Here is a 24,182-nt window from a genome sequence, read left to right as displayed (position 1 = left end):
CTTAACGCGCCATCATCAGCATGTGGACGTTATGCATGACCCATACCGTTCCGATGACAACGACGAGTGACATCAGAATCGTATAGGCGAACGACAAGGCGTGCCAGCGCTGCCCCTTCGATGCGTTCACGTGCAGGAAGAAAACCACGTGGACGATCATCTGCACAGCGGCCAGCACTGCAAGCGCCGTGATCGCGCGCTCGCCGCTGAACGTGCCCGACATCACGAGCCAGAACGACGCCAAGGTCAGCACGACCGCCAGCACGAAGCCGATCAGATAGCCACGCACGCTGACATGCGGGATATCGCCATGTGTTGAATGCGTATGTGCCATTAGACGAGGCTCGCAAGGTAGACGAAGGAGAACACGCAAATCCAGACGATGTCCAGGAAGTGCCAGAAAAGGCTCAGACAGGCGAGCCGGCGCAGTTCGCGTTCGCCCATGCCCGGCTTGGCGATCATCTGCACCGCAAGCACGATCAGCCAGATCATGCCGAGGGTGACGTGTAGACCATGCGTGCCGACGAGCGTGAAGAACGACGACCAGAACGCGCTGCGCTGAGGGCTGGCGCCTTCGGCGATCAGATGCGCGAACTCGTGCAGTTCCAGCCACAGGAAGCCCGCGCCCAGCAGAAACGTGACGATGAGCCACGCGAGCACGGCGCCCGTCTTCTTGCGTTGCGCAAAAATCATCGCAAAGCCGAACGTCAGACTGCTCGTGAGCAGCAGCGCGGTTTCGATCGCGACATCGTTGAGATTGAAGAGATCCTTTGCCGTCGGGCCGCCCGCGAACTGATGCCCCATCATCGCGAAGGTCGCGAAAAGGGAGGCGAACAGCACGCAGTCGGTCATCAGGTAGGCCCAGAAGCCGAACACGGAATGCGACGAGTGTTCGTGCTCATGGTCATGCGCGTGATGCGCGGATAGTGTCGATTGCGACATTTACAGCACCTCCAGTTCCAGGTCGCGCGCGACGCCGGTCTTTGCAGGCGACTTCGGCGGACGGTTCCGCTCTTCGGTCGCCTTGACGGTCGCGGCGGGGATCATGTAGCCAGCGTTCGCACGGAAGCTGTAGCCGATGACGGTCGCGGCAATGCCGACCAGACCGACGATAGCCATCCACCAGATATGCCAAATGGCGGCAAAGCCGAGCACCAGCGCGAACACGCCGACGACAAGACCCGCGCTCGTGTTCGACGGCATGTGGATGGCGCGGTACGGTCCCTGATCGGCCATGCTGCGGCCGGTTTCCTTCATGTGGGCGAACTCGTCGAGTTCACGCACGGCTGGAATATGCGCGAAGTTGTAGACCGGCGGCGGCGAGCTGATCGCCCATTCGAGCGTGCGGCCGTTCCACGGGTCGCCCGTGACATCGCGATACGCCGGCTGGTTGCGGCGAATCACGCTGACTACGATCTGCGCGACCTGGAAGGCCACGCCCAACGCGATGATGCCGACGCCCGCAGCCGCGACCATCAGATACGGCTGCCATGCGGGGTTGTCGTAGTGGTTGATACGGCGCGTCATGCCCATGAAGCCGAGGATGTAGATGGGCACGAACGCCACGAAGAAGCCCACGAACCAGCAAATGAAGGCGTTGCGGCCGAGCTTTTCGTCCAGCTTGAAGCCGAACACTTTGGGCCACCAGTACTGCACGCCGGCAAAGTAGCCGAACACCACGCCGCCGATGATCGCGTTATGGAAGTGCGCGATCAGGAAGAGGCTGTTGTGCAGCACGAAGTCCGCGCCGGGAATGGCCAGCATGACGCCCGTCATGCCGCCGAGCGTGAACGTGATGATGAAGCCGATGGTCCACAACACGGGCGTCGTGAACTGGATGCGGCCACGGTACATCGTGAACAGCCAGTTGAAGATCTTCACGCCGGTCGGGATGGAGATGATCATCGTCATGATGCCGAAGAAGGCATTGACGTTGGCGCCCGAACCCATGGTGAAGAAGTGGTGCAGCCACACGAGGAACGACAGCACCATGATGCAGCACGTCGCGTAGACCATCGTCTTGTAGCCGAACAGCGGCTTCTTCGAGAACGTCGAGACCACTTCCGAATAAATGCCGAAAGCCGGCAGAATCAGAATGTAGACCTCGGGGTGACCCCAAGCCCAGATCAGGTTCAGATACACCATCGGGTTGCCGCCGCCGTCGTTCGTGAAGAAGTGCATGCCGAGGTAGCGGTCGAGACCGAGCAGCGCGAGCGCGACGGTCAGGATTGGGAACGTCGCCATGATCAGCACGTTCGAGCAGAACGCCGTCCATGTGAACACGGGCAGCTTCATCCACGTCATGCCGGGTGCGCGCATCTTCACGATGGTGACGAAGAAGTTCACGCCCGTCAGCAACGTGCCGACGCCGGAAATCTGCAAGGCCCAGATGTAGTAATCGACCCCGACGCCCGGACTGAATTGCGTCTCGGAGAGCGGCGGATACGCGAGCCAGCCCGTCTTCGAAAACTCGCCGATGAAGAGCGAGAGATTGATCAGGACGGCGGCCACGGCCGTCATCCAGAACGACAGCGAGTTGATGAACGGAAACGCCACGTCGCGCGCGCCGATCTGCAAAGGCACCACGAGGTTGAAGAATGCGACCAGCAGCGCCATGGCCATGAAGAAGATCATGATGGTGCCGTGGGCCGAGAAAATCTGGTCGTAGTGATGCGGCGGGAAGATGCCGGGATTATTCAGCGCGATGGCTTGCTGCACGCGCATCATGATGGCGTCCGCGAAGCCGCGCACCAGCATGAGACCCGCCACGACGAGATACATGACGCCAATGCGCTTGTGATCCGTCGACGTCAGGTACTCGTTCCAGAGCCAGGCCCATTTGCCGAATTTAGTGAGAAGGGCGGCCGCACCGATCACCATGATCGCCATGAGGACCGTCGCCCCCATGATGATGGGTTCGTGGTACGGGATCGCCTCGAGCGTTAATTTGCCAAACATGGCTTACCCCTTGGTTACGCAGTTTTCGCCGTTGACATCGAAACGGCCGTTGTTGTACTTGCCGACGATGTTGTTGAAGAGCTTGGGATCGACGGTGGAGAAGTACTTCACCGGATCTTTCTCGCTCGGTTTCGCGACGCCGGCGTAGACGTCCATGTCCAGACGCGCGGGCGCGGTCTTGACCTTCTTCTGCCATGCATCGAAATCGGCGGAAGACATGGCGAGCGCGCGGAACTTCATGTCGGAGAAGCCCTGACCGCTGTAGTTCGCGGAGATGCCCGCATAGTCGCCCACGTGATCCGCTTGCAGATGCAGCTTCGTCTGCATGCCGGCCATTGCGTAGATCTGGCCGCCGAGTTGCGGGATGAAGAACGAGTTCATCACCGAATCCGACGTGATGCGGAAGTTCACCGGCGTGCCAACGGGAATGGCCAACTGGTTCACCGACGCAATGCCGAGATCCGGATAGATGAAGAGCCACTTCCAGTCGAGCGCGACGACTTCTACGTTGATCGGCTTGACATCCGATTGAAGCGGCTTGTACGGATCGAGTTCATGCGTGGTTTTCCACGTCAAAATGCCGAGGTACAGGATGATGACAGCGGGAATCGCCCAGACGACGATTTCGATTGCCGTGGAGTGCGTCCATTTGGGCGCGTAGGTAGCGTTCTTATTCGACGCGCGATAGCGCCACGCGAAGAACAGGGTCATCAAAATGACCGGGATGACGACGAGAAGCATGGTGTAAGTCGAAAGAGCGATCAACGAAGCTTCCGCTTTGCCGATGCTGCCCTTCGAGTCCAACACTTCCAGCTTGCATCCCGAGAGACAGAGACTGGCCACCCCCGCTAACAGTGGCGCTGCTAAACGTTTGGTTTTCTCATTCATTGCATTCGCTGGTTTCTTTGATCGAAGCGTTCTGGAAGAACGCCGTGCACGGCGTTGCGCCGCGCCACGATGATGCCATGCAGCATTGAGCACGAAAACGCTAATCTATGGAAAAGCGTTTCATTTGAAGTGCGTGCGACGCTGTGTCACGCGAACGCTTATTGCCCGCTTAATTTGTGACGAATTTATATGTCTTGAAGGCTTGATTTTTCGCAAGCGAAGCGCTTGTTTTAGCGGCTTTTATTGCTTTTGAGCGGTCTTGTCCAAGGCCTAAGCAAAACGAATTAACCAGACGGTGTGCCATGCTGACAGACGATTGGCAATCGTGTGTCAAATCATGTTGCAAGAAGTGATGGTACCGGTTGGGATGAGTAGAAAAGCGGTCTCGCAAGACGCGCAACCTCGCGCACACCCGATCCAAAGAAAGGCCTCGTGTGACATTCGTCAACATCAGCGCGTGACATGCGATTGTCGAGCGAGAAAGCTGCCCATACCATCGGGTGCAAGCGCAGGTGGAATCGAATCACGCAGCACATTTCATTCGGGCAGTCCAATCATGAATCGACATCAAGCTGAAAACGGCGCGTCGCGCGCTTCCTCACATTTGTTTGCGCCGCTCGTCATTCGCGGTCGCACGCTCTTGCCTATCGTGCAGGGCGGCATGGGCGTTGGAGTGTCGGCGCATCGGCTGGCGGGCAGCGTCGCGAGAGAGGGCGCGCTCGGCACGATTGCGAGCATCGACCTGCGGCATCATCATGAGGATCTTCTCGCGATGTGCCGCGCCGATCCGTCGCGCGATACGCTCGAACGCGTCAATCTCATCGCGCTGGAACGCGAGATTCAGGCCGCGCGTGAACTGTCGCAAGGGCGCGGCATGATCGCGGTCAACGTCATGAAAGCCGTGCGCGCGCACGCCGACTACGTGCGCGTCGCGTGCGAGCAAGGCGCGGGCGCAATCGTCATGGGCGCGGGCTTGCCGCTCGACCTGCCCGATCTCACGCAAGGCCACGACATTGCGCTCATTCCCATACTTTCGGACAGTCGCGGCGTCGCGCTCGTGCTGAAGAAGTGGATGAAGAAAGGCCGCCTGCCCGACGCGATCGTGATCGAACATCCCGCGCATGCGGGCGGACATCTCGGCGTCAACGACGTCGCCGACATGCACAACGAGCGCTTCGGCTTCGAACGTGTACTCGGCGAATTGCAGACCGTGTTCGAATCGCTCGGGCTGAACCGAGGCGACGTGCCGGTGATCGTCGCGGGCGGCATCAACAGTCATGAAGCGGTGAGCAAGTGGCTGGCGGCGGGCGCGAATGGCGTGCAGATTGGAACGCCCTTTGCCGTCACCAAGGAAGGCGACGCGCATCCCGAGTTCAAGCGCGTGCTCACCGAAGCGACGCCGGAAGACATCGTGGAGTTCATCAGCGTGACGGGGTTGCCCGCGCGTGCGGTCAAGACGCCGTGGCTCATGCGCTATTTGCGCAACGAGGAACGCATCCGCATGAAGATCGGCGCGCGCGAGCAGACATGTCCGTCGGCGCTCGAATGTTTGAGCGCATGCGGTTTGCGTGATGGCATCGAGAAGTTCGGGCACTTTTGTATCGATACCCGGCTCGCGGCGGCTTTGCGTGGCGATGTCAACAACGGCCTCTTCTTCCGTGGACGTGAAACCTTGCCATTCGGTCCGGCCATTCGCAGCGTGCGCGACTTGATCGAGCTTCTTCTGACCGGAGCGACGAAGCCGTTACTGAGCCTCCGATAAATTCCGCCGAAACGATGTTCGTCGCGCCGCGCAACGAAGCTCGGCCCTGCTCCTATTGATGCGCGCGGGGCTTTCGCCCTAACCTGCGTGACCATTGCAACAGGAGCATGTCGACCATGGCGAAGCGATTTCCCCTTCACCCCAGCCACCCGGAGCGTAACTGCTGGGGCTGCGACCACTACTGCTCCGAGAAAGCGATGCGCTGCGGCAATGGCTCGAATCGCACGCAGCATCCGGCCGAATTGCTCGGAGAAGACTGGTACGAGTTCGGCGATTGGGATCTCGGCGTGCTCGAAAACGCTACTTCCGTGGCGCCATCCGCCAAGTAACGCGTTCTCGAAATAGATCAATCGACGCGGCGACCAGCGCTTTAGAACTAATCCGAACCTCAGGCGCAGGCTGCATCCCTAGAATTCGGGCATCTCATAAACACAGCGATGCCCGACATGTCCACGAAGCTCGAATTCGAATCTCCCGAAGGCCGTCTTTTCCTGTCTATCGACGATGTCGAATTCATGGCTTACGGTGCCGGTGAACTCGCCATGCGCTCGATGCGCGAGCTCGTCGAACGCATGCGCCGCATGGGGCTTGGCGCAATTGCCGAAGCACATGCACGCGTGCAGGCGCAGAGCAAGGTGACGATCATGGAATTGCGCGAGATGCGCGAGGACGCGGAAGCCATCCTTCTGCTGGGAAGCCAGGGTGAGACGATAGACGACACCATCACGCCGCGGCTCGACGCATTGCGTCAAACGATCGCGCAGACGCAGGTGGACATGCGTGCAAGCGTGGACCGTCTCGCGGCGCTCGCCGTCTCGTGCCATGAAGCGCTGATGCGTATTCCCGGCTACCGTCCGCCTTCAGAACCGCACGGCTGAGCCGATCTTATCGAAAGTCTGTCGCGAAGCTCAACTGCCTGAATACTTCCGCAACAGCGCATTCACGTCGATGCGCTGACCTTGCAGCAGCATGATGCGCGCATGCAGCACGAGGTTTTCGAGCACGAGCAGCGCGGTGGTGAGCATGTAGGTGAGGCTGACATCGCCGGGATTGAGGCCGCTGTCTTGCAGACCGCGATGCCGTTCCAGAAGCGAAGTCAACACGAGACGGCGCAGTTCCGGTTCGCCGAACGGCAGGTCGCCGTAATCGACCGGATCTTCTTGTTCCAGTTCTTCGAGCAGGCCGGCCAATTCGTTGATGGTCACTTCCATGGCTTCTCCGACGTCGACTTGCGTGAGCGGTGAGCTAGCAGTTCCATGGTGCCACGTCCGGCCAGAAAACAAAACAGCCTCGGCGTACACTCGAAACGATCAGTTCCAACGCAACGACGCAGCGCCAGAAAAGGAGCCGAATGGCAAAGCCCGCGCCCGAACCGTGGTATCGGCCGTTACCGGAAGAAACGTGCGCGCTATGCGGGCGACCCGTGCCCGCGTCCGAGCGCGACCTGCATCATCTCGTGCCGAAGTCTCAGGGCGGACGGCAGACGGCGGTGCTGCATCGCATCTGTCATCGGCAACTGCATGCGCTCTTTACCGAGAAGGAACTCGCGCAACGATTCGCCACCATCGACGCGCTCATGCAGGACGAAGCAGTGCGCAGCTTCGTCGACTGGGTGCGCACCAAGCCGAATAGTTTTTATCAGCGCACCCGACGCTCGGCGCGCAAGCGGTGACGCGGACCGCGTCTGCGTCATTGCGCCATCGAGACATCCGCGCGCAGCGCCGACATCCCGAAGCGCTGCATGATGTAACTCTCGACGACGAGTTGCAGGTCGCGCTCGCGCGGCCGCGTGCCCCAGCGGCTGTTCCCCGCCACCGATGCGATGGTGAACCACGAATGCGGCGGAAATAGTTCCACGCGCAATAGCCCGCGCTCCAGTATTCTCAACCGCCCCGTGTCGACGTGAAACTCGGCGCTTATCGTGCCGCTCTGCGTGTCGATGCTCGCTGTTACCGCCTTCGAATTCATGGTCTCGCTCTCGTGTGATATCGATTCGATGCCGGCGCCCCGACGCCAGCTACTCCGTTGCTTTCGGAAGCGCCCCGAACGTTCCTTGGCTTCCGCGCTTACCCAAACCTTAGATCTGCAACTTTTGCACGCATAGTCCCGCTTGCGCAGGGAGACGGACGGGGGAGGTCCCCATCGGTCGTGCAGAAAGATGCTTATAGGCATACAGTACTGAAGTTGCGATTTGCCGCCGAAACATCGGCGCGATCGGCAAGATCACCGCAACACGTGTGCGACAGCGCGGCGAACGTTCGCTGTCGCACATAAAAAAACGATGCGCGCTCTCGCGCGCACTTCCGTTTCGACCGTGTCCCTGAGGTGTCGCAAGGACGCGGTTCCTGTCATAAGCCTGAAACTCAAGAGGGAAAACAATCATGCGCAAGGCGTATTCCTATGCAGCATCCGCCGCCGACAAACCGCTCGGCCCGCTTGAAATCGAGCGTCGCGATGTCGGCCCGAACGATGTCCGCATCGACGTGCTGTTTTGCGGCGTCTGCCACTCGGACCTGCACATGGCGCGCAACGAGTGGGGCGGCACGAACTATCCGGTCGTGCCGGGCCATGAGATTGTCGGGCGCGTGGCGGAAGTCGGCGCCGAGGTGACGAAGTTCAAGGTGGGCGATCTGGCGGGCGTCGGCTGCATGGTCGATTCTTGCCGCGTGTGCCCGTCTTGCAAGGAAGGCGAGGAGCAGTTCTGCGAGAGCCCGGAAAGCTTCGTGCAGACGTACAACTCGCCCGACAAGAAGTCGGGCGGCGTGACGTACGGCGGCTATTCGACCTCGATGGTCGTCGACGAAGCCTTCACGTTGAAGGTGCCTGACAACCTCGACCCGGCGGCCGTCGCACCGTTGCTGTGCGCGGGCATCACCACGTACTCGCCGTTACGTCACTGGAACGTGCAGCCGGGCGATAAGGTGGGCGTCGTCGGACTGGGCGGCTTGGGCCACATGGGCGTGAAGCTGGCGGCGGCGATGGGCGCGCATGTCGTCTTGTTCACGACATCACCGGGCAAGATCGAGGATGCGAAGCGTCTCGGCGCGAACGAGGTGGTGATCTCGAAAGACCCGGAGCAGATGGCGGCGCACGCCAACAGCTGCGATTTCATTTTGAACACGGTGGCGGCATCGCACGATCTCGACCAGTTCATGGTCTTGCTCAAGCGTGATGGCACGATGACGCTGGTTGGCGTGCCGGAGCATCCGCATCCTTCGCCGGCTGTGTTCAACCTGATCTTCAAGCGCCGGTCGATTGCGGGTTCGCTGATCGGCGGTATTGCGGAGACGCAGGAGATGCTGGATTTCTGCGGCAAGCACGGGATCACGTCCGACATCGAGATGATTCGCATGGATCAGATCAACGACGCCTACGAGCGTATGTTGAAGAGCGATGTGAAGTATCGGTTCGTGGTGGATATGGGGACGTTGGCGCAGTAGGGGAGTTATTTGGTGAGGTGAAGGAAAGCCCGCGTGAGCGGGCTTGTTCCGTGGTGTTTAGCGACCTTCGCGAACGCGACGTTCCAGGCGGAATACGCCCGGCGGAACGAAGTACGTGCCAAAGCGCACGAGCCCCGTCTTTTTCAAATGACAGGTCATCTCGAAGCTCACCTGCAAGCCGGGGTCGTCGTTTTGCAAGATGCCGATATCGATAGAGCGAATCCGCGGCTCGTACTTCAAAAGCGTTGCTTCCATCTGCTGTTTGAGCGCGTGTGACGAGCCGGGCAACTCCTTGTAAACATTGGTCAGATCCGGCAGACCGTAGTCTGGTAGATGCTTCAGTGCGCCCGCACGCGTATTGAGAATACGCCGCACGTTTTGCTGCACGCTCAAGGCTTCGAGCGTGCGGTCGTCGAAATGGTCGATCGACTCCCCGTCAATCTGACCGAGGAGCATGTCGTAGAGCGATGGGCCGGCCGCCATGACGCAGCGCTCAGCCGTGTGTAGCGACAACTTCGCCGCGATCGACGAATTCAATCGTCAGATTGCCTTCTTCCGAACTTGCAAGGCGAACCTCGGCCGGCGTCGTGCCGGTGGCCATACGTGTCAGAAGTTCGCGCGAAACGGTCGGCAGGATGCGCTGATCGAGGAACGTGTCGACATTGCGCGCGCCGGATTCGCGGGCGAGGCACAGTTCTGCGAGCGAGGCGATGAGTGTATCGTCGCAAACGAGATTGACGTCATGCTGCTTTTGCAAGCGGTCCGAAATCTTGCCGAGTTTCAGCCGAACGATCTGCGCCAGAGCGTCGGCGGCCAATGGCCGGTAGACGAGCGTCTGGAAGCGCGCGAGCAAAGCCGGTTGAAAATGCTTGACGAGCGGCTCGTGGATCGCATCGAGGAGCGCCGCCTGGGCAATGTCCGGATTGTCCGTCGTCACTTCGTCGATCTGCGCGCTGCCAAGATTCGACGTCATCAAAATCACGCAGTTGCGGAAGTCGATTTCGCGACCTTCGCCATCGCGCATGGTGCCGCGGTCGAACACCTGATAGAAGATATCGAGCACGTCGCGATGCGCCTTCTCCACTTCATCGAGCAATACGACGCTATAAGGGCGTTGCCGCACCGCTTCGGTCAGAATACCGCCGCGTCCGTAACCGACGTAACCTGGTGGCGAACCCTTCAGCTGCGAGACCGTGTGCGCCTCCTGATACTCCGACATATTGATCGTCGTAAGGGCGGCCTCGCCGCCAAAGAGGACATCGGCAAGCGCGAGCGCGGTTTCGGTCTTGCCGACACCCGAAGGTCCTGTCAGCAGGAACACGCCGAGCGGCGCGTGCTCGCTCTTGAGTCCCGCCTTCGCCGTGCGCAGGCTTTGCGCGAGTGTGCCGAGCGCGTCGTTTTGCGCAACCACGCGTGCGGCCATGCGCTCCTCCAGCGCGAGCAGGCTCAGAAGCTCGTCTTCGACCAGACTGCCCACCGGCACGCCTGTCCACTCCGCGACGACGCGGGCAATGGCTTGGGCGTCGACATCGGCGAAGATGAGCGGAGTCTTGCCTTGCGCGTCGGCGAGCGCGTGGCGGGCTTGCGACAAGGCATCGGCATGCGGCTTAGTGCTGCCGTCGCCCCGCTGTTCCAGCAGACTCCGCACGAGCGTCAGTTCTCGTTCATAACGCGCTTGCAGGTCACTCGCTTCTTGCTTCGCGTGCATGATCGATACATCGAGTGCCGCGCGACGGGCCGCCACGTCGGCAACACCGGCGCGCTCGTCGGCATCGAGCGTCGCGCACTCGAGTTCCAGCGCAGCCACTGCCGCTCGCGCGCGTTGCAGTTCGGCCGGCGGCGAATCGAGTCCCATGCGAACCCGTGCCGCTGCGGTGTCGATGAGATCGACGGCCTTGTCCGGCAACTGCCGCGACGGAATGTAACGGCGCGACAGCTTGACGGCGGCGACGAGTGCCTCGTCGCGAATGTGCACGTGGTGATGCCGTGCGTAACGCGTGGCAAGGCCGCGCAACATGAGACATGCGGCATCGTCGCCGGGTTCTTCGACCTTGACGAGCTGGAAGCGCCTTTCGAGCGCTGCATCGCGTTCGAAATACTCCTTGTATTCGGCCCAGGTCGTTGCTGCAATCGTGCGCAGTTCGCCACGCGCGAGCGCCGGCTTGAGCAGGTTCGCGGCGTCCGATCCGCCTGCTGAATTGCCCGCGCCGATCAATGTATGCGCTTCGTCGATGAACAATAGAACCGGCGTGCTCGATGCGCGCACTTCGTCGATCACGTTCTTCAGACGCTGCTCGAATTCGCCCTTCACGCCAGCGCCCGCCTGCAGCAGGCCGAGGTCGAGCGTGAGAATGCGTACGTCGCGCAGGATTGCGGGCAAGCTGCCGTCGATGACACGCAGGGCCAGCCCTTCGACGATCGCGGTCTTGCCTACGCCCGGATCGCCGACGAGGATCGGGTTGTTCTTGCGACGGCGCACGAGCACGTCGATCATTTGTTGAATCTCGCGATCCCGTCCGAACACGGGGTCGATGTCGCCACGGCGGGCCTTTTCTGTCAGATCGATAGCAAAGCGCGCAAGGGCTTCGCCTTCGGTCGAGCGTGGCGGCGCGGGTGTAGCAGATGGCGTATTTTCTTCGGATGCCGATGCTGCCTGTTCGCGCGCCTCGTCTTCCGCTTCCGGTTCGTCGACGCGGTTTTCGCACGACAGACGGCCAAGACGCGGCAGCAACCGCTCGATCTGCATGCTGGACAGCGACAGCAGCGGCCAGGCGTCTTTCGTACGCAGCACGTGCGGCGCGTCGATGATCGCCCGCAGCAAGTGCGCCGAGCGAATCTTGCCGTCGATATCCTCGCGTGATGCCAAGGTCCACGCGTCTTGCAGCACGCTCGCGAGCTGAATTGAAATCGAAGGCATGCCCCGCAGATTGCGTGGCAGCCGATCGATGGCTGCGAGCAGTGCGTTCCACACCGCGTCGATATCGATATCGTAGTGTTTGAGGATCGCCGGAATGTCCCCGTCATCGGCCTCGATCAGCTTCAAAAGCCAGTGCTCGACCGTGATTTCGTCGGATAGACGCGTTTGGCAAAGGCTCGCGGCCGCTTCAAGCGTACGTGAGCAGTGCGGGTTGAGCCGGCGAAGCAATTGCGTGGAATCTCGGGATGTCATAACGGGAAAGCGAAGAAAACCGAAGGAGGCGAAATATGAAAAATCGCCGGCCCATTCGATATGGACCGGCGACGGACCCGATCAGCGGATCAGATCCGTTTGCAACTCAAGCGCCTGAATTACGAGCGCTCGTTCCACGTGTCAGCGTGAATGATGTTGCCGTCCTTGTAGGCCCACGTGATTTTCTCGTAGCGCAGTTCCACCTGTTCGAGGTGGTTGTGCTTTTCGTAGTCGGGAACCTTGATGTCGTGCATCTTCGGTCGCACAGCGACGACCTTGACGTTCTCGAGCTTGGTGTTGAAGTATTCCTTCTCCTTGCCCGCGTCGTCGATCTTGTACCACTTCATCTCGACCGACTTCAGCGTCTGACCGCTCGTCACAGCCTTGTACAGATAAGGCGTCGACGCGTCCGTTTCCTTCGTGAAGGTGATCGGCGCGTGCACGCGCGTGCCGGTCAGCTTGCCGGTGTTGCCGTCGGTCGGGATGTGGATGCCGTGATCGAAAGCGACGACTTCGACGCTGCCTTCACGATCTTGCACGGTAACGGAACCCTTGATGTCGGCGCCACCGTCATCCTTGAGCCACATGTATGCGGGAATTGCCATTTACTGCTCCTTCTTAGTACAACAAAACGTGCTCGGGAGAGCGTTCTCCCGGGCCTCAAGATCCCAAGGCCGTAGCCCCGGGGATTCTAAAATCTACTTGTTCGTTTCAGGCACAAGCGTAATTTCCACGCGTCGATTCTTCGCACGCCCTTCTGGCGTGTTGTTATCGGCAATCGGGCGCGTGTCGCCGTATCCTTGCGTAGCGAACTGCGTGGCGGAGATACCCGACGCGTCGATTAACCAGTCACGTAACGCCGCTGCACGCGCCATGGAAAGTGTCAAGTTGCTACGCGGATTGCCTGCGTTATCCGTGTGTCCCGCGACCAGAATACGCTTGTCCGGATGCGCCTTGATCATCTCCACGGCGTCGACCAATGCCCGATTCGAACCAGGCTTAAGCATTGCCTTGCCGCTATCGAACAACGACATACTGTCGAGTGTCACGACCGCAGGCGGCGGTTCAGGTGGCTGATATGCGGCGATCGCGGTATTGAGCGAAGGCATGAGCGGCGCACCGTGATATTCGCCGAGCGACAGCCGCAATGGGACACCCGAACGCCCGTAACGATCGAGTTCGTCGCGATCCGCGATAAGCGCGTGCAGCGCGTCGCGGCGACCGGCATCTTGCTCGGGCGCGATGCCCGCATAGCGCTCCATATGTCCGCCGATACGTGTCAGCAACGCGGCGTTGTTCCGGCCTGCGCCCCAAAATGCGACGGCCAGCGCGAGCGCGCACATTGCGCCGACATGCGCGAGTGCTACGTGCCGCGGCGACGCTCTCACGCGCTGCGACATAGCCGCGATCAACGGCTGTGGCAGAGGCCACGGCGCAGGCGAGCCCGCGACGACCGCCGGTATAACGCGCGTCTGCATCTGGACGTCGCGCTCCCACGGTTTATCGGCATTGCTTGCGGGACCGCAGTCGATCCACCCGGCGCCGTGAAGCGCCCACGGGGCTGCCGGCTGACGGGAATCGGCTAGTGTGTCGAATATCACGCGCTGGGTCCATCCGATAATTGAAGCCAGTCCGGCAACGCTTGCGGCAGCATATGGGTCTGTTGCGTGCCGGCGTGCATCCGTTTCGGAACTCTCGATTACCGCATCGAAGCGCTTCATGTCGGTGAGCGGCGATCCGCTTGAGATCCCGTGCCACTGCACGGCGGCGAGCGCATCGGTCTGCGCGTTTCTGACCAGCCGTTGATACACGGCGACATAGCCGGGCAACGGTGCACCGATCATGCGAGAGGCATCGGCGACTGCCTGACGGACGATCCGCAGCGACTGTGACAGCGCGTCAGCGTCGGCATGCAGCGCAGGCGCCACGCTCAGCACGACGCCGTCAGGTGCGTGACCGTCGCGCCATTGCCGCATGGCGAGCGCGAGGCGCGGCAGATCCTGGATACGATCCGCACGTACCCAGATGGCTCCCTCTCCGACATGAACAAGGCGTGCCCTGCCGCTCTCATGATTGAAGATCGATGGCAGGGCGTCACCCGTCACCAGGACGAGCGGCATGCGCGTGCGAAGCCTGACTGGTACCTCCGCCGTGGCGGAGCCAAGCGCCGTCAAAACGTGTTCACTGGCCTGACGCGCACGTGTCTGTTGATGCGTGCGCAAACCGATGGCGAGTAGTGCCGCCAGCACGACGACGGCAGTCAATGACCAGGCGAGCGTCGTCGTCACCGGCATGACGAGCCAAAGCACGGCGAGCATCAGCGCTGCGGCGATACCGACTACTGTGCGAAAGGGATACCCCAGCCGTTGCATTGAATTCACCGCTTGATGCCCGACGGAATCGTGCTAACCAGTTGAGCATCGAGCGCCACGTGCCACGCAAACCAGACAGCCAGCGCAACTACGGCGCACAATCCGGCAATACCCCAAGGCGACAGGCGCTGAAACCAGCTACCGAGGCGGCGTCCGCCATGTTCGATCAGAAACACAGGCTGTTGAGACGGGCGTAACTGCTCAATTTGCGCATTAAGGCTAGTAATGAGCGCGTTGCGTTTTGTCTCGTCCTCTAACGCATAACGACCCCGAAAGCCAAGACCGAGGATTGCTGCATAGCATTCGAGCAAGTCGACACTCGGCGCCGCTTCGCGCATGCGAATTGCCATTCGCTCGAATACGTATTCGCCAGCGTTATGGTGCTGCAGACGCTCGACTTGAATGGGTTCCGCGATCCACTTGTTCTTATTCACAGGATCGAGATGACGCAAGGCGGTTTCGTCAAGCAGTGCGCAAAGCGCGACGATTGCGTCGTCGCCTACGTCGTGCGAATACCCATGCTGCGTAAGCGCCGTCTCAAACGCTTCGACAAGTTCCTTGCAACGGTGGCGCAGCACGTCGAAGTCACTGGCTTTGCCACCGGCCGATAGTGTGGTAACGAGAAGAGCGGACGCGCGTAGCAAGCCTGTCAGACCCGCAGCCGGCTCGATGGTCGGCTTCGTCGACCGAAGCAACATGTCGCCGCGCGCCGGCGAAAAAGTAAGCGTCGTCATGCGCGTAGCACCGCGTAGAGTTCAAGCGCCGCATCCGGCACGGATGAGGGCAAGTAGATCTGGCACGCGCGGGCAGCCAGCAATCGGGCGTGCGCGGGGCTCGCGGCGTCCAGCGCGAAATAGTGATTGTCGAGACGGACCGGAATAGCCGACGGCACCCGTTGCACAGGCTTGAGTGCGATGCCCGCAAGCGCGGAATTGACGATGTGTTCGACATCGTCGGGCGCGCCGATCTTGCACAAGCGCGGGATGCGTTCGACGAGTTCGAACGCCGGGAGTGATGAGTTGACGGACAGATACCAGTCCGCTGCATCCGATGCGATACGTTCGTCCAGAATCTTGCCTGACCATGTCGTCGCATTGTCACGAGACAGCCCGATCGACACCACGCGCGACGGGATGATTGCATCGAGCAATTGGCGAATCAACGCTTCCAGCTCCGTGAAGACTTCATCGGCGCGTGCGTGATCGTAGAGAGGGATATCGGTAAGCTGAGATCCGGTCGAAAAGGTCATCAGCGCGCTCGCTAGTTCGGCGATGATCGCGTACAGCCGCTCAGGAGGCTGGTTTGGATTCGATGCAAGAAAGCGCAGCTTCGGCCAGGCTGCATGTATGCAATGCAGTAGCCAGAACAGCTGTACGTCGGCCACGCCGTATTCCGTCACCTGATCGACCCGCTCACTACGACGCGCACCGAGCGCGAGACTTTTTGCCAGCAGAATGTCGGTTAGACGATTGATGCGCTCCATGTGCAAAGCATGAGCGCCCAACGTCAGACACGGTGGCACGTATTGCGAGACTAGCTGGAACTGTCCGCTGGTTGAACGCGACAGGCGTGCGATGGCGCATACCGTGTCGTCGGCGTGTGGTTCGAAGTCGAACAGCAGCCTAAGGGCATGGCGTTCGGCCGCGATCTCCGCTTCATCCGAGCCATTGAGATCGACGACTTTCACGAACTCACGATAGGAGCGGCGCGGACGAGTCAACGCTGTCTCATCCATGCGGCAGTTGCTGCCGTTTGCATCGGGAAGCGCGAGCGCGGCCAGCACAGTAACGCTTTGCCGATTAGCACCGACGCCTTCGAGCAAATCGCGCGCCGGAGGCAGCGCCTGAGCAAGCGTCGTGTCGATGGGAGTGCCATCCGGAAAACGCAACTTGAGTCGAGTCAGTTTGAATCGCCCGGACGCGAGCGCGTCTTCATCTACCTCGACGGACAGGGTGCCCCATGGTTGAGCCAGCGCGGCCGTCGCGACTTGCCTCAAGGCGAACTCGTTCCAACGGTCCTGTTGCTGAAAATGCTGTTGCGTGAGGATCAGGCCTTCATGCCAAAGCGGTTTTTCGATCCGCATGTCTTTCTTCTCTAGCTATTGTTGCCATCAGTTGAGAATTCTATCTCTCACCACTTAGTTCGTATAGCTGATAACTAAAACGAAGCGACGAATCATATCTGCTAACGAGGACATTCTGTGTACCGTTTCGCCGGAGACGCGAAACATTTATTTCGAGATATGAAGCGCGTCCAGTGCGCGACGTGGAAATTGTCAAATGGTGTTGCATTTGAGTTGAGGGACCGACGAATCTCAGCTTCCGTCGATTTACACGAGTAGTACTAAGTCTTTGAAGGGACAAAGATTAAGGCCTTGCATAAACCTTCGTTGCCTAACTATTAGTCACGCCGTACGATCATTGGCAGTTGATGTGGAACCTGTTCTAATAGTGCCCCAATGAGAATCACAATCAAGTGAACAGATCCATGAGCGTGCTCGAGAGTCGCGCCTTCAAGTAGTGCGGCTCGTTGTCGCAACGAATCTTCTTCGAGAGGTTCCTGCGTGTTCGCAGATCGAGTGGCGCTTATGGCTAATCAATAAGGACTATTTATGGACAGCTTCCAGCGCGAAATCCCGAAGAGCCGGGTTTCGATCACCCTCGACCTGCATACCGGCGGCGCGCAAAAGAAAATTGAGTTGCCGCTGAAGCTACTCGTTGCAGGCGATTTCAGCGCGGGACGAGAGCAAGCGCCGCTCGCCGAACGAAAGAAAGTCAACATCGACAAGAACAACTTCGACGCGGTGCTTGCTGATTACGCGCCAGACCTAAAGTTCGGTGCGGACAATACGCTCGCGAACGACGGCTCTGAGTTGCCAATGAACCTGTCGTTCCGTTCGATGAAGGACTTCGAGCCGGAACAGGTGGCGCGTCAGATTCCGGAACTTCAGGCACTTCTGGCCGTGCGCAATCTGCTGCGCGATCTGAAGTCGAATTTGTTGGACAACAGCACCTTCCGCCGCGAGTTCGAAAAGATTCTGAAGAACAAGGAAATGTCGGACAAGCTGCGCGGCGAACTATCGCAAATCGCCACGGCTGCCACGCAGCCCGAAGGCAACGCTTAACGCGCCCTCGGCACCTCTCGAAAAGTACCGTAGACAGGACAAGAAAATGAGCAAGAATCCCGCACGCCAGAGCGCCGCGGCAGAGACCGTCGTGCTTGACGCACCTCGTGATGCGCATGGCGAGAGCGTCTATGCATCGCTTTGCGACAAGATCAATCTTACGCCGGTTGCGCAGGCTCGGCCGCTGGAAGCGTTTCGTGACAACGACACATTGTCGGAAGCGTCTGCCGACGAACGTCTCGCACGCGGCATGGGCGCGTTCCTCGACCTCGTGGCGCAAAGCAGCAAGCCGGTGGATCGCCTGGACAAGTCGCTGCTAGATTTCTTCATCGGTCAGCTCGACCGTCAGATCAGCAAGCAGCTCGACGCAGTGATGCACAACCCCGAGTTCCAGGCGCTCGAAGGCCGCTGGCGCGGTCTGAAGATGCTCGTGAGCCGAACGGACTTTCGGAAGAATGCCCGTATCGAGGTGCTGGACGTGTCGAAGGACGCGCTTAGCCGCGACTTCGAGGACGCGCCGGAGCTGATCCAGAGCGGCCTGTATCGACTGACGTACATCGAAGAATACGACACGCCGGGTGGCCAGCCTATCAGCGCGATGGTCAGCGACTTCGAATTCGCCAACTCGCCGGTGGACGTTGCGCTTCTGCGCAATATCTCGAAGGTCGCGGCAGCGGCTCATATGCCTTTCATCGGCTCGGTTGGCGCGCAGTTCTTCGGCAAGAAGTCGATGGAAGAAGTCGCGGCTATCCAGGACATCGGAAACTTCTTTGATCGCGCTGAATACGTGAAATGGAAGAGCTTCCGCGACACCGATGACTCGCGCTATGTGGGTCTGGTCATGCCGCGCGTGCTTGGCCGTTTGCCGTACGGCAAGGACACCACGCCCGTCCGCGCATTCAACTATGAAGAGCAGGTCAAGGGTCCTGATCATGACCGTTATCTGTGGGTGAATGCGTCGTTTGCGTTTGCGGCGAACATGACGCGTAGCTTCGTGAACAACGGTTGGTGTGTGCAGATTCGTGGTCCGCAAGCTGGCGGAAAGGTGGAAGATCTGCCGGTTCATCTGTATGACCTTGGCACCGGTGTGCAGCCGAAGATTCCGACCGAAGTGCTGATTCCCGAAACGCGCGAATTTGAATTTGCCAACCTCGGGTTCATTCCCTTGTCGTTCTATAAGAACCACGACTTTGCGTGCTTCTTCTCGGCTAACTCGGCACAGAAGCCGGCGCTGTACGAAACAAAGGAAGCCACCGCGAATAGTCGCATTAACTCGCGTCTGCCATACATCTTCCTGCTCTCGCGGATTGCGCATTATCTGAAGCTGATTCAGCGCGAAAACATCGGTACGACCAAGGATCGTCGTCTTCTTGAGCTCGAGCTGAACAACTGGATCAAGAGTCTCGTCACCGAAATGAAGGACCCCGGCGACGAGTTGCAAGCGTCGCATCCGTTGCGCGAGGCGAAGGTGATGGTCGAGGATATCGAAGACAATCCCGGCTTCTTCCGCATCAAGCTCTTTATCGTGCCGCACTTCCAGGTGGAGGGCATGGATATTGGGTTGTCGCTGGTTTCGCAGATGCCTAAGGCGAAGAGTTGACAGTCATTTCCGCGCGGTAATTTCCTGTGTGGTCCTCCGGGGTTCTCATAGTTGAGCGCCCCGGCGTTGTTTTATGGCGTAGTTGGAATAGAGCGATGGGTGCCCCGCAGCAGCAACTATTCAATATCAGTCACCACGCCAATCCGTAACATCGCGGTGTGGTTTGCCGGGCCCATTCGAAAGGCAATCGGACGTCGGTGTCGCAGTCGAATACATGTTTTGAATTTGGAGAACGCTGAACAATGTCGATGGTGTTGCCAAGTCAAGCGTATAGCTTGAGCCTAAAGCCGGAACCTGGTCCAAATTCTGTCCTTAAATTCAGTGGACTCGCTGCTATCAGTCAGCTATACGAGTATTGGATTGATTTCACTAGTCCGCTTGCCGACATCCCAATGAATCAGGTGGTCGGCCGCCCGGCGACGTTCACGATTGAACCGATCGATCCGAACTGGGCATACCTTGAAAAAATGTTTGGCGACAGGGCGAAAGACTTCAGCACGATGCCCAAGCCATATTTGACGCACGGGATCATCACGTGTTTCGAGGTACTCGGTACATCTGCCGACGAAACACATTACCGGGTCAAGCTCGAGCCTAGGATTTCGGATCTGGCACGTGTCCGAAAAAGCCGGCTGTTCCAAAAGCAATCCGTGGTCGAAATTATCACGGATACGCTGCGGCACTATGGCTATCGTCTGGGTGTGGACTTCGATTTCAAAGGGCTGCGTGGCAAGTACAAACGCCACGAGTACATCACTCAATATCACGAGACCACTTTCGCATTTATCCAAAGACTTTGTGCTGAGGAAGGTCTGTGGTTCAGATTCGAGCAGAAGCATGATCGCGCCGTAATCATTTTCGGTGACGATCTGGATGGCTACGCGCGCAAACAACGGACTGTGCCATTTCGTGCGCACTCGGGCTTGGAAAGCGCGGGCGCGGAGTCCGTCCGGTCACTGCGTACGATTACGCGGCGTGTGCCCGAAGCGATTCAACTGAACGACTACAACCATCGGCAGGCGGACGTGTCGCTGCTAGTGGAGACCAATGCTGCACTGGGTGATAAAAGCACCAACGGGGTGGATTCCACCTGGGGCGAACATTACGAAACCATCGAAGAGGGGCAAGAAGTCGCGCGCCGGCGGCATGAAGAACACCTGGCTATGCAAGTTAGCTATCGAGGGCGGGGTAATCCGTTCTCGCTCGAAGCGGGCGAGGTGACCCGGTTGGACGTGAACCCGCAAGACGCGCCGCATGGGCTTTTCATCACTTCAGTTCGTTGCGGCGGCGGGCGGAGAACTTCGTACTGGTGTGCCTTTCGGGCGATTCCAGCGAATCGCAAGTGGCGTACAAGTATCGACTCGGTTGTTCGGCCGAAAATCGAAGGCATCTTGCCGGCGCGGATCGATTCGCCAGGGAAATATAAGTATAGCTATCTAACTGAAACGGGGCTGTATGTCACCAAGATGCCGTTCGATCTGGACGAATGGAGTCCGGGTGGGCGCAGCCGTGCGATCCGTATGGCGAAGCCCTACGCAGGGGCGGATTACGGGCACCACTTTCCATTGATCGACGGGACGGAGGTAGCGCTTATTTTCACGGCGCAAGATCCGAACAGGCCAATCATCGTTGGAGCTTTACACGACAGTCTGAATCCCGATCCCGTCAACAACCTCAACAATACTCGAAATCTTATTCGCACCGCTGCGCAGAACGAACTGCGCATGGAGGATAAAGAAGGTTTCGAGCATATCCACCTGACCACGCCTTTTCAGACCAGCGAACTGAATCTGGGGCATATGGTCGATGGCAATCGCAAGGAGAGAGGCAGAGGCGCGGAATTGCGCAGCGACGAACGCGTGGCGGTCAGGGGCGGTAAGGGCGTACTGATCACCGCCGAGGCAAAGCCGGGCGCTTTGGGTAAGCAACTCGACGCTCCAGACGCCATGAAGCAGTTACAGGCAGCGCTAGATCAAGCCACCTCGTTGTCTGCGATCGCGCAAGCCGCCCAGGCGGAGCTCGCCGATGTCAAGGCACAACAAGTGCGCCTTTTGAATGACTATGCTGAACTGAAGAAAGCTGTCGTGCTCGTCAGCGCACCGGACGGAATCGTATCGGCAACGCCGGCTGATATTCAATTCTCCAGCGGCAGACATATCAGCGCGACAACGGGTGGTAACGCTGAGTTCAGCGTGACCGAGAAGTTCACAGTGGCAGCAGGCAAAGCCATATCACTGCTGGCGCACAAGCTCGGGCTGAAATTTTTCGCGGTTAAAGGACCGGTTCAGATTCAGGCTCAAGCAGGGCCGATCGAATTGACTGCAAACGGCGACGTTTTGATCAAGGGAAAGCGCCTACTGTTCGCGGCCCAGGAAGACGTGCTCATCTCTAATGGCGGTGGGGCGTTCTTCAAGCTTTCCGGCAGTCAGCCGCAAGTCGGCGGCACTAGCAATTTTCTAGTCAAGACGCCTTCTATCTCAAAGGCCGGTTCCGAGACCGCATCGGCTGCGATGCCGTCGTTTGCAAGTGGTTCTTTCGCACGCAAGTTTTTCCTTCATCCCGAGGGCGACCCGGAAACACCGCTTGGACATCATCGTTTTCGCGTTCATCTGCCGGATGGATCGGTTACCGAAGGAGTTACGGACGCGAACGGCACGAGTCAATTGTTCAACCGCGACGATGTCGAGAATTTGAGTATTGAAGTGTTGGGTGCTAGCCATGAGTGATACGTCGAATAACCAAAGTCAGATCGGCCTGCGTAACGCGAGCCACGGCCAGCAAGCCATGCCGATGCCTTCAGGCAGCGGCGCCATGCTCACCTGCAAGGTGCCTGCCAAACGGCCGATGCCTTGCATTGTCATCGTGATTCATGGAGTGAACGATGACGGTCAGTGCATGCCGTTAGTCGACAAACATATCTGTGCGGGTTTAAACAAACGGTTGGGACGAGACGATCTCACACCTCATAAATGGGGAACGTGGACCGAGGGCTCCGAAAACAACCTTCCGCAACTCACGCCCGGAGCGCTTCCGTCATCGCCTTGTATTCTGGAAGAGGGGCGTTCGCCGGTCATTCCGTTCCATTGGGGTTACCGGGCGGTCGATAAGAAGCTTTATCAGGACGATCAGCGTCGTTATAAGGCCCAATTAGACGCTAAAAATAGCAATCCTGATCTACCTTATGACGCGTACTATATCGACCGCCGCGACGATCCTGCGGCTGGTTACGCTTGCCGCGACAACTTTGAGAACTGGCTGAGCGAAAGCTATTCGAAGGACGGCGGCCCATTCCCGAATGCAACGACCAATCTGGTTGACATGTGGGGACCCGGTGTAGGGGGGCGTCTGTATAACGTCGGCGCGGCCGCCGCGAAGTTGGGTGTGGGCTCGGAGGCGCGACTCTATAAGAATCCGCACCGCATTTACTATGTGCACGCGGCACGCCGGTTGGCGGATCTTATTTTGGAAGTTAGACGACATCCGCTTGCTGCAAATGATGCGATCAATATCATTGCGCACAGTCAGGGTACCGAGATTACGATGCTCGCTAATTTTATGGTGAGGGAAGCGGGATTGCGTCCAGTAGATAACGTGATTCTTTTCGATTCACCCTATGCCTTGGATCCGACCACTATCGAGTTGGAATACCCAGGCCGGCATCAATCGCGGGACGCGCGTGTGCAAACCCTTTCGAATTTCTCGAAGATGTTGCAGGTTGCGCGTAGGCCAGTGGACACTGCGCGAGTTGTCAGTACGGGTGTTGCTAACGCCGCGGCGTGGTCGAAAACGGCGCATGCACGGGATAACTTCGGTAGCGTATTCAATTACTTCTGTCCTCAAGATACTGTCGTGAGTCTGCCTAATATCCAGGGAATGGGATGGCAAGGCGTGGAAGATTCAGCGGCGAAAGCCGTCGGCCAAAACTTTCTCCAGCGCGTGTTCTCCGACGGGCATATCGTAGGCACAGCTCCCGAAAAATTTACTGTGCCACATGGGAAATTCCCTATTCCAAGCGATGAAGGCAAGCGAACGATCAACGGACCGCCCATTCCGGAGCCGTACAAGTTCTTCATACTCACAGGAACAGATCGCCTAGGAGAACATCTCGCGGGCACGGCGTTGGCGGCCGAGGGGGCGAAGACGGTCAGGAAAGTGGTGGACTCGATAACCGGTGTCGAGAGTGACCCGTTGGCTAATCAGGCGCCTTCCAACGTCGTTCAAGCTAGCGTTGTCAACTCTGCCTTACAAGCACGTGGCTACCCATTTCAGGTCACGCGGGCATGGCAGGTTCGCGGCAGTTCCAATCTTCTCATGGTGGATCGCTTCGAGACAAAGGCCGAAGGGCTTTCGAGACTGGCGCAACGACGGGGCGAATGGTCGCAGCATTCCGCCATCACGCTGAATCATGAGACGATTGAAAAATGCATGGCCTACGACATTGCGGTCGGACTGAGCGTGGCCTTTGACGACGAAAAATTTTGGTGGAGACTCTTACGGCGAGCCGATTGGCGGCATCCGAATAATCCTGATTCAAATGCGAAGCAGTATTTCGCAAGCGGGGTCCTGCCTCCAGATATCAAGCAGGAAATGAACAAACCAAACCTACCTTCTGGACTTGTGAGTCGATACGCCCCACCCGCGAAGGCAGATGTCTTGGCATTTCCGGTTGTAACCAGCATGCTCAATATCTACGACGACCTTACCACGCCGACAGGTGGAACGGGACAATGGCCTTTGCCCGCTCCCAAGCTGGAGGGCTGACAAGATGAGTGCCACTTATACAGCCTTTGTCTGGTGGGCCGTACCGGTCTGTAGCACCGCATTCATGGTTTTCGCGTCTGCGTATTTGTGGAGGCGCGCTCGCGTCAA

General features: G+C 58.9%; 21 protein-coding genes. 9 read left to right on the top strand and 12 right to left on the bottom strand.

The window, feature by feature from the left end; all coding sequences use genetic code 11:
- Nucleotide 1: 1 nt before the first annotated feature.
- Genes cyoD through cyoA form a run of 4 tightly spaced genes read right to left on the bottom strand, consistent with a single transcriptional unit; the run spans nucleotide 2 to nucleotide 3,846 of the window.
- Nucleotides 2-334 carry a cytochrome o ubiquinol oxidase subunit IV gene (cyoD, locus tag NCT03_RS25255; protein WP_250494355.1) on the bottom strand — a complete coding sequence of 111 codons (333 nt, stop codon included), beginning with the start codon at nucleotides 332-334 and terminating at the stop codon, nucleotides 2-4.
- Nucleotides 334-942 carry a cytochrome o ubiquinol oxidase subunit III gene (gene cyoC, locus NCT03_RS25250; protein ID WP_244829916.1) on the bottom strand — a complete coding sequence of 203 codons (609 nt, stop codon included), beginning with the start codon at nucleotides 940-942 and terminating at the stop codon, nucleotides 334-336. The genes cyoD and cyoC overlap by 1 nt, the downstream gene beginning before the upstream one ends.
- Entirely contained in the window at nucleotides 943-2,958 is a 2,016-nt protein-coding gene (cyoB, locus tag NCT03_RS25245; RefSeq protein ID WP_244829917.1) for a cytochrome o ubiquinol oxidase subunit I, read from the bottom strand.
- A gap of 3 nt (nucleotides 2,959-2,961) precedes the next feature.
- Nucleotides 2,962-3,846 (bottom strand): ubiquinol oxidase subunit II, encoded by an 885-nt coding sequence (gene cyoA, locus NCT03_RS25240; protein WP_244829918.1) that lies wholly within the window; start codon nucleotides 3,844-3,846, stop codon nucleotides 2,962-2,964.
- A gap of 556 nt (nucleotides 3,847-4,402) precedes the next feature.
- Between cyoA and NCT03_RS25235 the strand changes: the two genes are divergently transcribed.
- From NCT03_RS25235 to NCT03_RS25225, 3 genes are all read left to right on the top strand, one after another.
- Nucleotides 4,403-5,608, top strand: coding sequence for an NAD(P)H-dependent flavin oxidoreductase (locus NCT03_RS25235; RefSeq protein WP_250494354.1), 1,206 nt, complete (start codon nucleotides 4,403-4,405; stop codon nucleotides 5,606-5,608).
- 116 nt (nucleotides 5,609-5,724) lie between these two features.
- Nucleotides 5,725-5,937, top strand: coding sequence for a DUF3079 domain-containing protein (locus tag NCT03_RS25230; protein WP_250494353.1), 213 nt, complete (start codon nucleotides 5,725-5,727; stop codon nucleotides 5,935-5,937).
- A 117-nt stretch (nucleotides 5,938-6,054) separates the two neighbouring features.
- Nucleotides 6,055-6,486, top strand: coding sequence for a hypothetical protein (locus NCT03_RS25225; RefSeq protein WP_250494352.1), 432 nt, complete (start codon nucleotides 6,055-6,057; stop codon nucleotides 6,484-6,486).
- 30 nt (nucleotides 6,487-6,516) lie between these two features.
- On the opposite strand, the gene NCT03_RS25220 is transcribed toward NCT03_RS25225, so the two are convergent.
- On the bottom strand, nucleotides 6,517-6,819 hold the full coding sequence (locus NCT03_RS25220; protein WP_244829922.1) for a hypothetical protein: 303 nt from the start codon (nucleotides 6,817-6,819) through the stop codon (nucleotides 6,517-6,519).
- Nucleotides 6,820-6,959: 140 nt separating this feature from the next.
- Here NCT03_RS25220 and NCT03_RS25215 point away from each other — a divergent pair, with 140 nt between their 5' ends.
- Nucleotides 6,960-7,280: an HNH endonuclease gene (locus NCT03_RS25215; protein ID WP_244829923.1), complete on the top strand. Its 321-nt coding sequence runs from the start codon at nucleotides 6,960-6,962 to the stop codon at nucleotides 7,278-7,280.
- 17 nt (nucleotides 7,281-7,297) lie between these two features.
- On the opposite strand, the gene NCT03_RS25210 is transcribed toward NCT03_RS25215, so the two are convergent.
- Nucleotides 7,298-7,576: a hypothetical protein gene (locus NCT03_RS25210; protein ID WP_244829924.1), complete on the bottom strand. Its 279-nt coding sequence runs from the start codon at nucleotides 7,574-7,576 to the stop codon at nucleotides 7,298-7,300.
- Between the two features lie 413 nt (nucleotides 7,577-7,989).
- Here NCT03_RS25210 and NCT03_RS25205 point away from each other — a divergent pair, with 413 nt between their 5' ends.
- Nucleotides 7,990-9,048, top strand: coding sequence for an NAD(P)-dependent alcohol dehydrogenase (locus NCT03_RS25205; protein ID WP_250494351.1), 1,059 nt, complete (start codon nucleotides 7,990-7,992; stop codon nucleotides 9,046-9,048).
- Between the two features lie 57 nt (nucleotides 9,049-9,105).
- Here the strand turns inward: NCT03_RS25205 and tssE are convergent, their stop codons facing one another.
- The 6 genes from tssE to tssK all read right to left on the bottom strand — a co-directional run bounded on the left by tssE (nucleotide 9,106) and on the right by tssK (nucleotide 16,672).
- Complete coding sequence (tssE, locus tag NCT03_RS25200; protein ID WP_244831024.1) at nucleotides 9,106-9,531, bottom strand: type VI secretion system baseplate subunit TssE; 426 nt, start codon at nucleotides 9,529-9,531, stop codon at nucleotides 9,106-9,108.
- 10 nt (nucleotides 9,532-9,541) lie between these two features.
- Nucleotides 9,542-12,217 carry a type VI secretion system ATPase TssH gene (gene tssH, locus NCT03_RS25195; RefSeq protein WP_250494350.1) on the bottom strand — a complete coding sequence of 892 codons (2,676 nt, stop codon included), beginning with the start codon at nucleotides 12,215-12,217 and terminating at the stop codon, nucleotides 9,542-9,544.
- Nucleotides 12,218-12,336: 119 nt separating this feature from the next.
- Nucleotides 12,337-12,822, bottom strand: coding sequence for an Hcp family type VI secretion system effector (locus NCT03_RS25190; RefSeq protein ID WP_244829927.1), 486 nt, complete (start codon nucleotides 12,820-12,822; stop codon nucleotides 12,337-12,339).
- A 93-nt stretch (nucleotides 12,823-12,915) separates the two neighbouring features.
- Entirely contained in the window at nucleotides 12,916-14,589 is a 1,674-nt protein-coding gene (locus NCT03_RS25185; RefSeq protein WP_250494675.1) for an OmpA family protein, read from the bottom strand.
- A 5-nt stretch (nucleotides 14,590-14,594) separates the two neighbouring features.
- Entirely contained in the window at nucleotides 14,595-15,323 is a 729-nt protein-coding gene (locus NCT03_RS25180) for a DotU family type IV/VI secretion system protein (protein WP_250494349.1), read from the bottom strand.
- Nucleotides 15,320-16,672: a type VI secretion system baseplate subunit TssK gene (gene tssK, locus NCT03_RS25175; RefSeq protein ID WP_250494348.1), complete on the bottom strand. Its 1,353-nt coding sequence runs from the start codon at nucleotides 16,670-16,672 to the stop codon at nucleotides 15,320-15,322. Before tssK ends, NCT03_RS25180 begins: the two co-directional genes overlap by 4 nt.
- Before the next feature lie 528 nt (nucleotides 16,673-17,200).
- Between tssK and tssB the strand changes: the two genes are divergently transcribed.
- The 4 genes from tssB (at nucleotide 17,201) to NCT03_RS25155 (ending at nucleotide 24,074) form a co-directional block, all read left to right on the top strand.
- Nucleotides 17,201-17,713 carry a type VI secretion system contractile sheath small subunit gene (gene tssB, locus NCT03_RS25170; RefSeq protein ID WP_250494347.1) on the top strand — a complete coding sequence of 171 codons (513 nt, stop codon included), beginning with the start codon at nucleotides 17,201-17,203 and terminating at the stop codon, nucleotides 17,711-17,713.
- Between the two features lie 46 nt (nucleotides 17,714-17,759).
- Nucleotides 17,760-19,313, top strand: coding sequence for a type VI secretion system contractile sheath large subunit (gene tssC / locus NCT03_RS25165; protein ID WP_250494346.1), 1,554 nt, complete (start codon nucleotides 17,760-17,762; stop codon nucleotides 19,311-19,313).
- A 242-nt stretch (nucleotides 19,314-19,555) separates the two neighbouring features.
- Nucleotides 19,556-22,039 carry a type VI secretion system Vgr family protein gene (locus NCT03_RS25160; protein WP_250494345.1) on the top strand — a complete coding sequence of 828 codons (2,484 nt, stop codon included), beginning with the start codon at nucleotides 19,556-19,558 and terminating at the stop codon, nucleotides 22,037-22,039.
- Nucleotides 22,032-24,074 carry a T6SS effector phospholipase Tle3 domain-containing protein gene (locus NCT03_RS25155; RefSeq protein ID WP_250494344.1) on the top strand — a complete coding sequence of 681 codons (2,043 nt, stop codon included), beginning with the start codon at nucleotides 22,032-22,034 and terminating at the stop codon, nucleotides 24,072-24,074. The genes NCT03_RS25160 and NCT03_RS25155 overlap by 8 nt, the downstream gene beginning before the upstream one ends.
- Nucleotides 24,075-24,182: the final 108 nt, after the last annotated feature.

Origin of the sequence: Caballeronia sp. GAWG1-1, from assembly GCF_023631465.1 — a bacterium.
Classification (GTDB): Bacteria; Pseudomonadota; Gammaproteobacteria; order Burkholderiales; family Burkholderiaceae; genus Caballeronia.
The sequence above is the reverse complement of the archived record's forward strand: the minus strand, read 5'-3'. Positions and strand labels throughout refer to the sequence as shown.